The organism is Streptomyces canarius (genome assembly GCF_014650735.1).
Lineage (GTDB): Bacteria > Actinomycetota > Actinomycetes > Streptomycetales > Streptomycetaceae > Streptomyces > Streptomyces olivaceoviridis.
Genome location: NZ_BMVN01000067.1, coordinates 14,559 through 32,069 on the forward strand (window position 1 = coordinate 14,559; position 17,511 = coordinate 32,069).

1 protein-coding gene and 1 pseudogene are annotated in these 17,511 nt (G+C 74.9%); both read left to right on the plus strand.

What is annotated here, in order from left to right:
- Positions 1-60: 60 nt before the first annotated feature.
- Positions 61-16,092: pseudogene (locus IE294_RS42045) on the plus strand (SDR family NAD(P)-dependent oxidoreductase); the annotation flags it as partial.
- A gap of 36 nt (positions 16,093-16,128) precedes the next feature.
- On the plus strand, positions 16,129-17,511 hold a 1,383-nt coding region (locus IE294_RS42050; RefSeq protein WP_373315944.1), incomplete at its 3' end, for a type I polyketide synthase.

Below are 17,511 nucleotides of genomic sequence, written 5' to 3' on the forward strand. Positions count from 1 at the left end.
GCCATCGCCGTCATCGGTTACTCGTGCCGGCTGCCGGGCGCGCCCGACCCCGACGCCTTCTGGCGGCTGATGCTCGACAAGCGGCACGCCATCACCGAGGCGCCCGCCGATCGGTGGACGTCGGTCCAGCTCAAGGCCGCGAAGACCCCGCACGCGGCCAGCGCGCGCTGGGGCGGGTTCATCGAACATCCCGACGCGTTCGACGCAACCTTCTTCAATGTCTCGCCCCGCGAGGCCGCCGCCATGGACCCGCAGCAGCGCCTCGTACTGGAACTGGGCTGGGAGGCCGTCGAGCACGGGGGCCTGCTGCCCGCCGAACTCGCCGGCAGCCGCACGGGCGTGTTCGTCGCCGCGGGCTGGGACGACTACGCCACGCTGCGGCGCGAGTCGGCCGGCGACATCACCCACCACACGCTCGTCGGCACACAGCGCGCCCTCATCGCCAACCGGCTCTCACACATGCTGGGTGTGCGCGGCCCGAGCCAGCTCGTCGACACCGGTCAGTCCTCGTCACTGGTCGCCGTGCACCTGGCCTGCCAGAGCCTGCGCTCCGGCGAGTCCACCACCGCGCTGGCCGGCGGTGTCAACCTCAACCTGGCACTCGACACCGCGCTGGTCATCGCAGGCGTCGGCGCCCTCTCCCCGGAGGGGCGGTGCCATACCTTCGACGCGCGGGCCGACGGCTACGTGCGCGGCGAGGGAGGCGCGCTGGTGCTGCTGAAGCTGCTCGACCAGGCCATCGCCGACGGCGACACCATCCACGGCGTGCTCCTCGGCAGCGCCGTCAACCACGACGGCGACGCAAGCGCACTGACCGTGCCCGACGCCGAAGCCCAACGTGAACTGGTCACGCTGGCCCAGCGGGCCGCCGGCGTCTCACCCGCTGACGTCGACTACGTGGAGCTGCACGGTACGGGCACCAAGGTCGGCGACCCGGTGGAGGCTGCCGCGCTGGGAGCCTCCACCGGCTCCGCGCGGCCGGCCGGCTCGCCCCTGCTGGTCGGCTCGGCCAAGACCAACATCGGTCATCTGGAAAGCGCCGCAGGTGTCGTCGGCCTGCTCAAGGCCGTCCTCGCGGTGCGGCACGGCGAGATCCCGGCGAGCCTCAACTTCGACACGCCGCCGCCCGGCATCCCCCTCGACGAGCTGAACCTCGAGGTGCTCACCGAGCGCACCCCCTGGGGCGCGGACCGCCGGATCGCCGGCGTCACCTCCCTCGGCCTGGGCGGCGCCAACTGCCACGTCGTGGTGGCGTCCTACCAGCCGCCCGGAATCGAGGTGCCGACCGCCCCGCAGCGGCCCGCGGTACCCGGCGCCGTGCCCCTCGTGGTGTCCGGGCGGACCCCGGCCGCACTGCGCGCGCAGGCCGCGCGGCTGGCCGACTGGATCGACGACCACCCCGGGACGGACCACGTCGATCTCGGCGGTTCCCTGCTGTCGTCCCGTACGCTTTTCGAACACCGGGCGGTTTCCCTGGGCGCCGGCGGACTGCGCACGCTGGCAGCCGGCCGGGCGGATGGGGACGTGGTCACCGGCTCCGCCGCCGCACCCGTGGGCAAGACGGTCTTCGTCTTCCCCGGACAGGGCTCGCAGTGGGTGGGCATGGGGCGTGAACTCCTGCTCGAATCACCGGTGTTCCGCGCCCGCATGGCCGAGTGCGAACAGGCTCTGGCACCGTTCACGGACTGGCGCCTCTCCGACGCGCTGCGCGACGCTGACGCGCTTCGGCGCACGGAGGTCGTCCAGCCCGTCCTGTGGGCGATCATGGTGTCGCTCGCGGCCGTGTGGCGGTCACTGGGCGTCGTCCCGGACGCGGTGCTCGGCCACTCCCAGGGCGAGGTCGCGGCAGCCGTGGTAGCGGGGGCCCTGTCGCTGGAGGACGGCGCCCGCCTCGTGGCCCTGCGCAGCAAGGCCCTGCGGGAACTGACCGGACGCGGCGGTATGACCGCGCTGGCGCTGTCGGTCTCGGACGCCCGGGCACTGATGGGGCCGGAACTCTCGATCGCCGCGGTCAACGGTCCGTCGTCGGTCGTCGTGGCGGGCCCCCCCGCGGCCCTGGCCGAGGTGGAAGCCCTGGCCGAGGCGCGTGACGTCCGCGCGCGCCGGGTCCCCATCAGTTACGCCTCCCACTCCGCCCAGATCGACGAGATCAAGGAGGAGCTGCTGCACGCCTTCGGCGAGGTGACGCCCCGCGAGTGCGGCGTCGCGATGTTCTCCACCGTGGACGTGGACTGGGTGGACGGCACGGCTCTCGACGCCGGGTACTGGTACCGCAACCTGCGCCGTACCGTCGAGTTCGAGCCGGCCGTACGGCACCTGTCGGAGGCGGGTTACGGCGTGTTCATCGAGGTCAGCGCCCATCCCGTGCTGGCGTCGGCGGTGGAGGAGAGCGTCGGTGACGTGATCGTGGCCGGGACGCTGCGCCGGGACGACGGGGGATGGGACCGGCTGAAGCGCGCGGCGGCCGAACTCTTCGTGCGGGGAGTCGACGTCGACTGGTCACCCCTGCTGTCGGGCGCCGCCCGAGTGGCACTGCCCACCTACTCGTTCCAGCGCCAGTCGTACTGGTTCGACCGGGCCGCCGAACCCGTCCCGGCCGCGACCGTGGTGGCCGACACCGGTCTACCCGCCCTGACAGACCTGGTCAGGTCGCACGCCGCCGCAGTCCTCGGCTACTCGGCCGCGGAGGAGGTCGACGTCCGCCTGGCCTTCAAGGCCCTCGGATTCGACTCCACCTCGTCACTGGAGCTGCGCGGCCGACTGGCCGCCGCCACGGGGCTACGGCTGCCGGCCGCCCTGGTCTACAACCACCCGACCGTCGAGGGCGTCGCGGCCTTCCTGCACCGCGCTCTGACCGGTGCAGACGACACCGGCACGGCCGCCGGCCCGGCCGACAGGCCCCAGGACGAGCCCGTGGCGATCGTCGCCATGAGCTGCCGACTGCCCGGCGGGGTGCGGTCTCCCGCGGACCTGTGGCGGCTCGTGGAGAGCGCGACCGACGCCGTCGGACCCCTGCCCGAGGACCGCGGCTGGGACCTGGAAGCCCTGCTCGGCGAGGGCGGCAACGGCACGTCCGACAGCGGCTTCGGTGGATTCCTGCAAGGGGTGGGCGAGTTCGACGCCGACTTCTTCGGCATCTCGCCGCGCGAGGCGGCGGCCATGGACCCCCAGCAGCGGCTGCTCCTCGAAACGAGCTGGGAAGCGTTCGAGCGGGCCGGCATCGTCCCGTCCTCGCTACGCGGCAGTGCCACCGGTGTGTTCGTCGGTGCCATGGGCCAGGACTACCTGCCCCGGCTGCACGAGCTGCCGGCCGAGGCCGAGGGGTACGGTCTGGTCGGCGGCGCCGGCAGCGTCGCCTCGGGTCGCCTCTCCTACACGTTCGGTCTGCGCGGTCCGGCCGTGACCGTCGACACGGCCTGTTCGTCGTCGCTGGTGGCGCTGCACATGGCGGCCCGCTCGCTGCGGGCGGGCGAGTGCTCGCTGGCCCTGGCCGCCGGTGCCACGGTGATGGCGGGCCCCGGCATGCTGCTGGAGTTCAGTCGGCAGAACGGCCTGGCCACGGACGGGCGGTGCCGCTCCTTCAGCGACGATGCCGCGGGCACCGGCTGGAGCGAAGGCGTCGCCGTGCTGGTGCTGGAGCGGCTGTCGGACGCCCGGCGCAACGGGCATCCGGTGCTCGCGCTGGTGCGCGGCAGCGCCGTCAACCAGGACGGCGCGTCCAACGGACTGACCGCACCGCACGGTCCGTCGCAGGAGGACGTCATCCGCGAGGCCCTGGCGAACGCCCGGCTGACGGCCGCCGAGGTCGACGCCGTCGAGGCCCACGGCACCGGTACCCGGCTGGGCGACCCGATCGAGGCCGAAGCCCTGATCGCCACCTACGGGCAGGACCGTGAAGGGCCCGTGTGGCTCGGCTCGTTGAAGTCGAACATCGGCCACACCCAGGCCGCGGCGGGCATCGCCGGCGTCATCAAGATGGTGGAGGCGATGCGGCACGCGACGCTGCCCAGGACGCTGCACGTCCGTACGCCGTCGTCCCGAGTGGACTGGTCGGCCGGCGCCGTACGGCTCCTCACGGAACAACTGCCGTGGCGGACCACGGGTCGACCCCGCCGCGCCGGCGTCTCCTCCTTCGGCGTGAGCGGCACCAACGCCCACGTCGTGCTTGAGGAGGCCCCGCCGGCCGCACCGACGGTCGCGGACGACCGTCCGGACGCGTCGGCCTCCCTGCCGTGGATCCTCTCCGCCCGTAGCGCCCAGGCTCTGCGCCGGCAGGCCGCCGGGCTGGCCGCCCACCTCGCCACCGCCGTACCGCGGCCGCGTCCGCTGGACGTCGGCTACTCGCTGGCGACCGAGCGCACCGCGTTCGAGGACCGCGCCGTTCTGCTGGGCGGGCCGGACGCGCTGCCGTCGCTCGCCCAGGCGGCGCCCGACGAGGCGATGACGCCGCCGGGCGTGGTGCGGGGCAGAGTGGTGCCCGGTGCCAGAACGGTCTTCGTCTTCCCCGGCCAGGGTTCGCAGTGGGCCGGTATGGCGCTCGACCTCGCCCGGTCCGCGCCGGTATTCGCCGAGCAGCTGCGGGCCTGCGAAGACGCCCTCGCCCCCTACGTCGACTGGTCCCTGTCCCAGGTTCTCGCCGAGCCCGGACAGTCCGCCCTGCTGCGCGTGGACGTCGTGCAGCCCGCGCTGTTCGCCGTCATGGTCTCCCTCGCGGCCCTGTGGCGCTCGCACGGTGTGCGGCCGGACCTGGTGGTCGGCCACTCGCAGGGCGAGATCGCCGCCGCTGTGGTGGCCGGTGCGCTGACGCTGGAGGACGGCGCCCGCGTCGTCGCCCTGCGCAGCCAGGCGCTGCGCGCCCTCGCCGGACGCGGCGGCATGGTCTCGGTCGCCGAGCCGGAGGAGGCGGCCGTACGCCGCGTCGCCCGCTGGGAGGGCCGGCTCGCGGTCGCCGCCGTCAACGGACCCGGCGCCGTGGTGGTCTCCGGCGACCCGGAAGCCTTGGACGAGCTCCTCGCGGAGTGCGAGGCGGAGGGCTGCCGCGCCCGCCGCATCCCGGTCGACTACGCCTCGCACTCGGCGCACGTCGAGGAGATCCGCGAGGCGGTGATCGGCGCGTTGGGCGGCATGGAGCCGCGCCGCGCCGAGGTGCCCTTCCTCTCCACGGTCACCGGCGCGGTGCTGGACGGCACCGAACTCGACGCCGAGTACTGGTACCGGAACCTGCGCGGCACGGTCCGCTTCGGTCCTGCTGTCGCGGACGTGCTCGTCCACCAGTCCGCGCTCTTCATCGAGGTGAGCCCCCACCCGGTGCTCATGCAGGCCATCTCCGAGTCCCTGGACCGCGCCCCCGACCGCCCGGCCGCGGTGCTGTGCACGCTGCGCCGGGGCGACGGCGGCCACGAGCGGTTCCTCGCCTCCCTGGCCGAGGCCTACGTGCACGGCGCGCCGGTGGACTGGGCGGCGTTGTACGAGGGCAGCGGCGCCCGGCCGACGGAGCTGCCGACCTACCCCTTCGAGCGCCGGCGGTACTGGCTCGACACCATGCGCGCCACCGCCACCGCCACCGCGCCCGCGCGGCCCGGACCGCACGCCTGGCGCTACCGCGTCACCTGGACCCCGCGTCCCGACGCCGACCGGGCGCCGGCCCCGGACGCCCTGTCCGGCCGCTGGCTGGTGGCGGTACCCGAAGCGCTCGCCGGCGACCCGTACACCGGGGACGTCACGGCGCTGCTGGCCGCGTACGGCGCGGACGTCCGCAGCTTCTCCGTGACGGGTGCCGACGACCGTGCGGTCCTCGCCGCGCGGCTGCGGTCCGCGGCCTCGGACGAGTCCGTCGCGGGCGTGCTGTCGCTGCTCGCCCTCGACGAGCTGCCGTGCCCCGGGCACCCGGCGGCGCCCGGCGGACTGGTGTCCACCGTGGCGCTCCTCCAGGCACTCGGCGACACCGGGATCCCCGCGCCGCTCTGGCTGGCCACCCGGGGCGCGGTCGCCGTGGACCCCACCGAGCGGCTCACCGCTGCCGCACAGTCCCTGGTGTGGGGGCTCGGCCGAGTGGCCGGCCTCGAACACGCCGACCGCTGGGGCGGCCTCGTCGACCTGCCGGACGGCTGGGACGAACGCACCCGGGCCCGGCTGGCCGCCGTCCTCGCCGGCCTGCCCGTGGACGGCTCGGCGGATCCGGCCCACGGCACCGAGGACCAGGTGGCCGTGCGGGCCGCCGGCGTGTCCGTACGCCGTCTCACGCGAGCCGTGGGGAGCGTCCGTCCCGGCGCCCGCACCTGGCGGCCCGGCGGAACCACGCTCATCACCGGCGGCACCGGCGCCCTGGGCGCGCACGTCGCCCGCCGGCTCGCCGCACACGGCGCCGAGCACCTGCTCCTCGTCGGCCGCGCCGGTCCCCAGGCGCCCGGCGCCGAAGAACTCCGCCGGGAGCTGGAGGAACTCGGCTCCCGCGTGACGGTCGCCGCCTGCGACGTGGCCGACCGCGCCGCCCTGGCGACGCTGCTGGACACGGTGCCACGGGAACACCCGCTCACCGCGATCGTGCACGCCGCCGCCGTCCTGGACGACGACACGCTGGCCGCGCTGCGGCCGGAGCAGATCGAGCGGGCCCTGCGTCCGAAGATGGCCGGTGCGCTCCACCTGCACGAGCTGACCCGGGACCTGGACCTCGACGCCTTCGTCCTGTTCTCCTCCGTGGCCGGTACGTTCGGCATACCCGGACAGGGCAACTACGCCCCGGGCAACGCGTTCGTGGACGCCCTGGCCGAGCAGCGCCGCGCCGAGGGACTCGTGGCGACCTCCATCGCCTTCGGCCCCTGGGCGGGTGCGGGCATGGCCGGCCGCGCGGGCGTCGGCGACCTGCTGGCCCGGCACGGTCTGCACGCGATGGCCCCCGCGGACGCCGTGGCGGCGATGCAGCGGGCGGTGGACGACGACGAGACCTGCCTGACCGTGGCGGACATCGACTGGGACCGTTTCTTCCTGGCCTTCACCGCCTCCCGGGCCCGGCCGCTCCTGCACGACGTGCCCGAGGTGCGGCGCATCCGCTCGGTCGCCACCGCCGCCGAGGAGCCCGGCGCGGCCATGTCCACGCTCGCCCGACGGCTCGCGGGCGCGAGCGAGGAGGAGCGCGGCCGTCTCCTGCTCGGCCTGGTGCGCGACCACGTCGCCGCGGTGCTCGGCCACACCGACGCCGCAGCGGTCCCGGCCGACCGCTCGTTCAAGGAGCTGGGCTTCGACTCACTGACCGGCGTCGAGGTCCGCAACCGGCTGGGAGCCGCGACCGGACTGCGGCTGCCGGCCACCGTGGTGTACGACCACCCGACCCCCGCTGCCCTGGTCCGCCACCTGCGCGGCGAACTGGCGGGCGGGGCGGTCGGCCCCGCACCGGAACCGCTCCTGCCCGCACCGCCCGCGGCCGAAGAGGACCCGATCGCCGTCGTCGCCATGAGCTGCCGCTTCCCCGGTGGCGTACGGACCCCGGACGATCTCTGGCGCCTCGTCAGCGAGGGCGCCGACGCGGTCGGCGCGTTCCCCGCCGACCGCGGCTGGGACCTGGACGCCCTGTACCACCCGGACCCGGCGCACCCTGGCACCACCTATGTGCGCGAGGGCGCGTTCCTCCACGACGCCGCCGACTTCGACGCGGACTTCTTCGGGATCTCGCCGCGCGAGGCACTGGCCATGGACCCACAGCAGCGTGTGCTGCTGGAGACGTCCTGGGAAGTGCTGGAGCGCGCCGGGATCGACCCCACCACGCTGCGCGGAAGCCGCACGGCGGTCTTCGCGGGCACCAACGGACAGGACTACCCCGCGCTGCTCGCCGCCGCGCCCGCGGAGTACGCCGACAGCGAGGGCTACGGCAGCACCGGCGCCGCCGCCAGCGTCGTCTCCGGCCGCGTCTCCTACGCCCTCGGCCTGGAGGGGCCGGCCGTCACGGTCGACACGGCCTGCTCCTCCGCACTGGTGGCGCTGCACCTCGCCTGCCAGTCGCTGCGCCAGGGCGAGTGCGAACTGGCCCTGGCCGGCGGCGTCACCGTGATGTCCACCCCCGGGCTGTTCGTGTCGTTCAGCCGGCAGCAGGGGCTGGCCCCGGACGGGCGCGCCAAGGCGTACGCCGCCGCGGCGGACGGCACCTCCTGGGGCGAAGGCGTCGGCGTGGTGCTCCTGGAGCGGCTGTCGGACGCCCGCCGGCGCGGGCATCCCGTGCTCGCCCTCGTGCGCGGCAGTGCGGTCAACCAGGACGGAGCCAGCAACGGCCTGGCCGCTCCGAACGGTCCGTCGCAGCAGCGGGTCATCACCGCCGCGCTGGCCGCCGCCGGTCTGCGGGCCGAGGACGTCGACGCGGTCGAGGGCCACGGCACGGGCACCCGGCTCGGCGACCCCATCGAGGCACAGGCTCTGATCGCCACGTACGGGCAGGGCCGCACCGAGGAACGGCCGGTCTGGCTGGGCTCGGTGAAGTCGAACATCGGCCACACCCAGGCCGCCGCGGGTGTCGCCGGGGTCATCAAAATGATCATGGCGATGCGGCATGGCGTCCTCCCCCGGTCCCTGCACCTGGACGCACCGTCCGGTGTCGTCGACTGGACGGCGGGTGCCGTACGGCCACTGGCCGAGGCGCGGCCCTGGCAGCCCAGGACCGGGGCCCCGCGCCGGTTCGGCGTCTCCGCGTTCGGCATCAGCGGCACCAACGCGCACGTCATCCTCGAACAGCCGCCGCAGGAGTCCAAGGAGCCCGCCGGAGCCCCGGCCGCCGACCGGACGGCATCCGGAGCGCGCTTGTTCCCGCTGGCGGCCAAGGGGCGCGCCGCCCTGCGCGAGCAGGCGGCGAGCCTGCTGGCGCTCCTGGAGGCCGAGTCCGTGACCGAGGACGGACTGACGGACGTCGCGTACTCACTGGCCACCACCCGCGCCGCACTGCCCGACCGCGCCGTCGTGCTCGCCGAGGACCGCGACGGCCTGGTGCGTGCGCTCGGCGCGCTCGCCGCCGGCCGGCCCTCGGCCGGCGTCGTCCAGGGCACCGCCCGGGACGACGCCGCCGACACGGTGGCCTTCCTGTTCACCGGCCAGGGCAGCCAGCGCGTCGGCATGGGAGCGGAACTGTCCGCGCGGCTCCCCGCCTTCGCCGCCGCCTTCGACGAGGTCTGCGCCGAGCTCGACCGCCACCTGGACCGGCCACTGCGCCGGATCGTCGACGAGGACGCGGAGGCCCTGGGGCGGACCGAGTACGCCCAGCCCGCGCTGTTCGCCGTCGAAGTGGCTCTCTTCCGGGTGCTGCGGGACTGGGGCGTACGGCCGCTCCGGCTCGTCGGCCACTCCGTCGGCGAACTGGCCGCCGCGCACGCCGCCGGGGTCCTCTCCCTCTCCGACGCCGCCGTCCTGGTGACCGCGCGGGGCCGGCTGATGCAGGCCCAGCGTTCCGACGGCGCGATGCTCGCCGTCCAGGCGTCCGCCGACGAGGTGGCCGACTCGCTGGCCGAGCACGGCGACCGGGTCGCCGTCGCGGCCGTCAACGCCCCGGGGTCCGTCGTGCTCTCCGGCGACTCCGATGCGGTGGCCGCCCTCGAAGGGCACTGGCGGGAGCGGGGCCGCAGGACCAAGCTGCTGCGGACCTCGCACGCCTTCCACTCCTCGCACCTGGACGGCATGCTCGCCGAGTACGAGCGGATCGCGGCCACCCTCGACTACTCCCCGCCGCGCATACCCGTCGTCTCCACCGTGACGGGCGCGGACCTTACGGCCGAGGAGGCGTGCTCGCCCGCCTACTGGGCGCGGCAGGCCCGGGAGACGGTCCGGTTCTCCGACGCCGTACGCACCCTCCGAGCCGTCGGCGTGACCACCTTCGTGGAGATCGGCCCCGACGGCGTGCTCTCCGGCATGGTGTCCGACTGCCTGCCGGAGGAGAGCCCGCTGGCGGTTCCCCTGCTCCGCGACGGCCGGCCGGAGGAGCAGACACTGCTGTCCGCCGTGGCCCGCCTGCACACCGCAGGTGTCACTTTGGACTGGGAAGCGCTGTTCGCCGGGGCGGGCGCCCGTCGGCGCCCACTGCCGACCTACCCGTTCCAGCACAAACGGTTCTGGCCGCAGGTCCCGGCCGGGACCACCGCCGCCGCGTCCGCCGGCCAGTGGCACTACCGGATCGGCTGGACGGAGCTGACGGCCCTGAGGGAACCCGCCGGAGCCGAGGGGCCCGACAGCACCTGGCTCGCCCTGGCGCCCGACACCGAGGACGGGAACGAGGCGCTGGCCGCCTGCCGCGCCTGGCTCGAACGGCTCGGCACCCCCGTCGTCCTCGTCGCCGCCGGCACGGGACGGGACACGCTCGCCGAACGGCTGCGGGACGCGGCGGTGAGGGGCCCGGTGTCCGGCGTGCTCTCACTGCTCGCGCTCGACGATCGGCCCCACCCGGACCACCCCGCTGTACCGACCGGACTGGCCGGCACGCTGACCGCCGCCCAGGCGCTGACCGACGCGAAGCTCACAGCTCCGCTGTGGGTGGTCACGCAGAGCGCGGTGACCGTGGACCAGGACCAGGACACGGCGCGGCCCGAGCAGGCACAGACCTGGGGCCTCGGCCAGGTCCTCGGGCTGGAACAGCCCGAGCTGTGGGGCGGCCTGGTGGACCTGCCCGCCGACCCGGACGAGTCCGCTCTCGCCCGCCTGGGCGCCGCCGTCACCGGTGGGGGCGACGAGGACCAGCTCGCCGTTCGGGCCGCAGGCGTCCACGGCCGCCGTCTGGAACGCGCCCCCGCACCGGCGGCCGGCCCGGCCTGGCAGCCGCGCGGCACCGTCCTCATCACCGGCGGCACCGGCGCGCTGGGCCGCCACGTCGCCGTGCGCCTCGCCCACGACGGCGCCGAACACCTGGTCCTCACCAGCCGTCACGGTCCGGACGCCCCCGGCGCCGCCGCGCTCCACGACGAACTCGCCGCCCTCGGCGTCCGCGTCACCATCGAGGCGTGCGACGTGACCGACCGCGACGCGGTCGCCGCCCTCCTGGCGACGTACCCGCCGACCGCCGTCGTCCACACCGCGGGCGCGCTCGTCCTCGGGTCCGTCGCCGACGACACCCCGGCCGCGTTCGAGGAGGCCGCCGCCGCCAAGGTGACGGGCGCCCGCCATCTCGACGAACTGCTCGGCGACACCCCGCTGGACGCCTTCGTGCTGTTCTCCTCCGTCGCCGGCGTCTGGGGCAGCGGGAGGCAGGGCGCCTACGCCGCCGCCAACGCCTATCTGGACGCGTTGGCCGCACGGCGCAGGGCCAGGGGGCTCGCCGCCGTCTCGGTCGCCTGGGGCCCCTGGGGCGGCGGCGGCATGGCCGACGAGGAGACCCTCGAACGGCTGCGCCGCCACGGACTCGCCGCCATGGCGCCGGCCGTCGCCGTCGCCGCCCTGGCCGCCCTGCCGGCAGGGCGGGACGCCGCGGTCGTCGTCGCCGACGTCCGCTGGGAGGACTTCGTCCCCTCGTACACCGCTGCGCGCCCACGCCCGCTCATCCAGGACCTGGCCGAGGTGCGGTCGGTCCTGGACGACCCGGAGGAGGAGCCCGCCCCGCCCGCGTCCGCGCTCGCCGCACGGCTGGCGGGCCTGCCCTCGGCGCGCCGCGAGGAGGCGGTGCGGGACCTGGTCCGCGACCACGTCGCGGCCGTGCTCGGCCACGACTCGGCCGAAGGCGTCGCGGTCGACCGGGTCTTCCGGGACCTCGGCTTCGACTCCCTGACCGCCGTGGAACTGCGCGACCGGTTGGTCGAGGCCACCGGCGTGCGGCTGCCCGTCACCGAGGTGTTCGACCACCCCACCGTCGCCGACCTGGCCGACCGGCTGCACGCCGAACTGTCGGGCACCGCGTCCGGTCCGGACACCCGCCCGGCCGCCACGGACGTGGTCCGGGCAGCCGTCGACGAGCCGCTGGCGATCGTCTCGATGGCCTGTCGTCTCCCCGGTGGCGTCGCCTCCCCGGAGGACTTGTGGCGACTGGTCGCCGACGGCGAGGACGCCATCGGCCCCCTGCCGACGGGACGCGGCTGGGACCTGGAACGCCTGTACCACCCCGACCCGGACCACGAGGGCACCTTCTACGCCAGGGGAGGCGGCTTCCTCGACGGCGCGGGCGACTTCGACGCGGCGTTCTTCGGGATCTCCCCCCGTGAGGCGCTGGCGATGGACCCGCAGCAGCGGCTGCTGCTGGAGACCTCCTGGGAGGCGCTGGAACGGGCGGGCATCGACCCGGCGTCGCTGCGCGGCACCCAGGGCGGCGTCTTCATGGGTGTCGCCGCGCAGGGCTACGGCAGCGGACCCGCCGAAGGCGTAGAGGGACACCTGCTCAGCGGCACCGTGACCAGCGTGGCCTCCGGCCGCATCGCCTACACCCTGGGCACCGAAGGCCCCGCGGTCACCGTGGAGACGGCCTGTTCCTCCTCCCTGGTCGCGCTGCATCTGGCCGGCCAGTCCCTGCGCTCCGGCGAGTGCGCCTACGCCCTGGTCGGCGGCGCCGCGGTGATGGCGTCCCCGGACGTCTTCGTGGAGTTCAGCCGGCAGCGCGGGCTGTCCCCCGACGGCCGGTGCCGCTCCTTCGCCGAGGGCGCCGACGGCACCGGCTGGTCCGAGGGCGTCGGCGTGCTCGTCGTAGAGCGGCTGTCGGACGCGCGCCGCAACGGCCACCCGGTGCTCGCCGTGATCCGCGGCAGCGCCGTGAACCAGGACGGTTCGTCCAACGGTCTGACCGCCCCCAACGGCCTCGCGCAACAGCGGGTCATCCGCCAGGCACTGGCCAACGCCCGGCTCCAGCCCGCGGACGTGCAGCTGGTCGAGGCGCACGGCACGGGAACGTCGCTGGGCGACCCGATCGAGGCGCAGGCGCTGCTGGCCGCCTACGGCCAGGACCGCGACGAGCCCCTGTGGCTCGGCTCGCTGAAGTCGAACATCGGGCACACCCAGGCCGCGGCGGGCGTCGCGGCCGTCATCAAGACGGTCATGGCGATGCGGCACGGCACGCTGCCCCGGACCCTGTACGCCGAGGAACCCAGCACCAGGATCGACTGGACCGCCGGGAACGTCCGGCTGCTCACCGAGGCCCGTCCCTGGGCGGGTCCGCGCCGGGCCGGCGTGTCCGCGTTCGGCATGAGCGGTACCAACGCCCACGTCGTCCTGGAGCAGGCCGAGCCGCCCGAGGCGCCCGCGCTTGCCGCCCCGGACCGCGCGGCGCCCCTGCTGCTGTCGGCCCGCACCGCCGGAGCACTGCGCGAGCGTGCCGCCGGCCTGCACCGGCTGCTGAGTGACGGTGACGTCCGCACGGCCGATGTGGCCTGGACGTTGGCCGGCACGTCAGGCTTCGAGCGGCGCATGGCCGTCCTGGGCACCGACCGGGCCGCCCTCCTGTCCGGGCTGGCCGCGCCCGGCACCGCACCGAACGTCGTCACGGGCCGGGCCGGCTCCGGCCGTACCGTCTTCGTCTTCCCGGGCCAGGGCACGCAATGGACCGGCATGGCCCTGGAACTGGCCGAGGCGGAACCGGTGTTCGGCTCCCGGCTGGACGCCTGCGCCGAAGCCCTGGCACCGCACGTCGACTGGTCCCTGCGTGAGGTCCTCGCGGACGAGGCGGCCCTGCGACGGGTCGACGTCGTCCAGCCCGCCCTCTTCGCGGTCATGGTCTCGCTCGCCGAACTGTGGCGTTCCTACGGCGTCAGGCCGGACGCCGTCATGGGCCACTCGCAGGGCGAGATCGCCGCTGCCGTGGTGGCCGGCGTGCTCGGCCTCGACGACGGCGCGAAGACCGTCGCGCTCCGCAGCCAGGCCATCCGCCGGTCCCTGGCCGGCAAGGGCGGCATGGTCTCCGTGGCCGCGGACGAGAAGACCGTCCGGGAACTGCTGGGCGGCCACGAGGGGCGGATCGGCGTCGCCGCGATCAACGGCCCCCAGGCGATCGTCGTCTCCGGCGCCCCGGAGGCACTGGACGTCCTCGTCGCCGACTGCGAAGCGCGGGGCGTCCGTGCCCGGCGGGTCCCCGTCGACTACGCCTCGCATTCCGCCCACGTGGAGCAGACGCGGGAGGAACTCCTCGCCGCCCTGGCCGACGTCCGGCCCACCACGGGCGAGGTCCCCCTGTTGTCCACCGTGGTCGGGGACTTCGTCGACGGCACCGACCTGGGCGCCGAGTACTGGTACCGGAACCTGCGCGAACCGGTGGCCCTGCACGCCGCCACCGAACGTCTGCTGCGCACCGGTCACACGCTGTTCATCGAGGTCGGCCCGCACCCCGTGCTGGTCTCCGGCATCGAGGGCACCGCCGCGGACACCGGCCTCGCGGTCACCACCGTCGGCACCCTGCTGAGGGGTCAGGGCGGCCCGGACCGGATGCGCGCCGCTCTCGCCGAGGCGTGGACCGCCGGGGCCGACGTCGACCGGACCGCCCTCACCGGCCCCGGCCGTCACGTCGAGCTGCCGACCTACCCGTTCCAGCGCGAGCACTACTGGCTGCCGACGCCCGGCCGGACCGGAACCCCACGGCACCAGGCGCCGGAGCTGCTCTACCGCACCGAGTGGCGGGCACTGCCGGAACAGGGGGTGCTCGTACCGCTGGAGGACTGGGCGGTCGTCGTGCCCGACGGCGGCCACCCGGTCGCCGCCGCCCTGCCGGGGACCGTGACGACCGACGTCGGCCTCAAGGGCGTCACCGGACCCGTCGCCGGCGTGCTCTGTCTGCTGCCGCCCGCAGACATCCCGGCCCTGGTGCGCGCCCTGGACACCGCGGGCATCCAGGCACCCCTGTGGTGCGTGACCACCGACGCCGAACGCACCGCGGACCAGGCCGCGGTGTGGGGACTCGGCCAGGTCATCGGTCTGGAGCAGCCAGAGCGCTGGGGCGGCCTCGTCGACCTGCCCGCCGACCTCGACGACGAGGTGATCCGTCGCCTGCGCACCGCCCTGGCAGGCACCGAGAGCCAGGTCCGGGTGCGCGCCGACGGCACGTACGCCCGGCGCCTGGTCCGCGTCCCGCAGGCCGCGCCCCCCACCGAACGGTGGGCCCCCGGACACGTCCTCGTCCGGGGAGCCGACGCGCCCCTCGGGGTGGAGCTCACCGACTGGCTGGAGCGGCACGGCGCCGAGGGCGTCCGGGTCTGCGCCGACCCCACCGCGCCGCCGGAGGCCGACGAGCGCACGGTGATACAGATCGCGTCCGCGGAACCGCCGGCCGGCCCGGTCGCCGAGACCGTCGTGACCGTGCCCGCCGAACTCACCGGCGCCGGGGACACGTTCGTCCTGCTGCACCCGCTCAGCGGGGTCTGGGGGGCGGCACGGCAGAGTGCCGCCACCGCCCGGTACGCCGGCTTGGCCGCGCGCGTCACCGGACTGCGCAGCCGCGGCGTACGCGCCGTCACGGTCGCCGTCGGCGGCTGGGAAGCGCAGGCACCCGCCGAGAGGCCGGTGCCGGTCGACGCGGTCATGACGGCGGTCCGCAGGGCCGTCGAACGCGACGAGCCCGCCCTGGTCGTCGCCGACGTCGACTGGGAGCTGATCACCTCGGGGGTCTCCACCCCGCGCCAGCTCAGCCTGGTCTCGGAACTGCCCGACGCCGCCGTGGAAGAAGGCAGCGACGACCTCGTGGGGCGACTGTCCGCGCTCCCCGAGGCAGACCAGCGCCGGGCCCTGCTCGACCTGGTCGTCGAGCAGGTCGGCGCCACGCTCGGGCACGACACACCCGGTGCCGTCCGGCCCGACGCGCCCTTCGCCGACATCGGCTTCGACTCCCTGCTCGCCGTCCAGTTCCGCAACCGTCTGTCCTCGGCCACCGGACTGGCCATCTCCCCGACGGTGGTCTTCGACCACCCGACGCCGGTCGTGCTCGCGGACCACCTGCACGGCGAACTGCTCGCCGGACCCGACCCCGTCGCCCCGATGCTGGCCGAACTCGACCGTCTGGAGCGGGCCCTGGGCCAGGTGCCGGTGGTGGACGAGATCAGCACCCGACTGCACACCTTGTTGCGCCGCTGGAACGAGCGCAGCGCCCCGGCCGACGCCGGTGAACTCAGTTCGGCGAGTGCCGACGAACTCTTCGACCTTCTCGACAACGACTTCGGCACCGCCTGAGGGGACCGCCACACCATGACGGACGACAAGAAGCTCCTGGACTACCTCAGGCGCGCCACGGCGGAGCTCGGACAGACCAAGGCGGCGCTGCGCGAAGCCCGCCAGGCGATGCACGAGCCGATCGCCATCGTCGGGATGGACTGCCGCTACCCCGGTGGCGTCGAGTCCCCCGAGGACCTGTGGCGACTGGTCGCCGACGGCACCGACGCCATCACCGAGTGGCCGGCCAACCGGGGCTGGGACCTGGAGGGCCGCTACGATCCGGATCCCGACAAGGCCGGCACCTCCTACACCCGCAACGGCGGCTTCCTGCACGAGGCAGGTCTGTTCGACGCGGGCTTCTTCGGGATCTCCCCGCGTGAGGCCCTGGCGATGGACCCGCAGCAGCGGCTGATGCTGGAGACCGCCTGGACAGCCGTCGAACGCGCCGGCCTCGACCCGCACGCGCTGCGCGGCACCAGGACGGCCGTGTACATCGGCGCCATAAACAACGGCTACGGAGACGGTTCCAAGGACGTCCCCGAACTCCAGGGACTGCTGGACACAGGCACCGCCGGCAGCGTCGTGTCCGGCCGTGTCTCCTACGTCCTCGGCCTCGAAGGCCCCGCGGTCAGCGTCAACACCGCCTGTTCGTCCTCGCTGGTCGCGATCCACCTCGCGGTCCAGGCGCTGCGTACCGGCGAGGCCACCCTGGCGCTGGCCGGCGGCGTCACCGTGATGGCCACACAGGACCCGTTCGTCGCTTTCAGCCGTCAGCGGGGCCTGGCGCCCGACGGCCGCTGCAAGGCGTTCGCCGACGCCGCCGACGGCACTGGCTGGTCCGAGGGCGCCGGTGTGCTGGTCCTGGAGCGGCTGTCGGACGCCCGGCGCAACGGGCACCCGGTGCTGGCGGTGATCCGGGGCAGCGCCACCAACCAGGACGGCGCCTCCAACGGCCTGTCCGCGCCCAATGGTCCGTCCCAGCAGCGCGTGATCAGGGAAGCGCTCGTCAACGCACAACTCTCCGCGGGCGACATCGACGTGGTGGAGGCACACGGCACCGGCACCAAGCTGGGCGACCCGATCGAGGCCCAGGCGCTGCTGGCGACCTACGGCCGCGACCCGGAGCGCCCCGTGTGGCTGGGCTCCCTGAAATCGAACATCGGTCACACTTCGGCGGCCGCAGGTGTCGGCGGCGTCATCAAGATGGTCATGGCGATGCGGCACGGCACGCTCCCCAAGACGCTGCACGTGGACGCCCCGAGTCGGGCCGTCGACTGGTCGGCGGGCAACGTGCGGCTCCTGACGGAGGAGCGGCCGTGGGATGACGAGGACGGCCCGCGCCGGGCCGGCGTCTCCGCCTTCGGCGTCAGCGGAACGAACGCCCACCTGATTCTGGAGCAGGCTCCGGTGGAGGAGCCGGCTGCGGAGGAAGCGGTC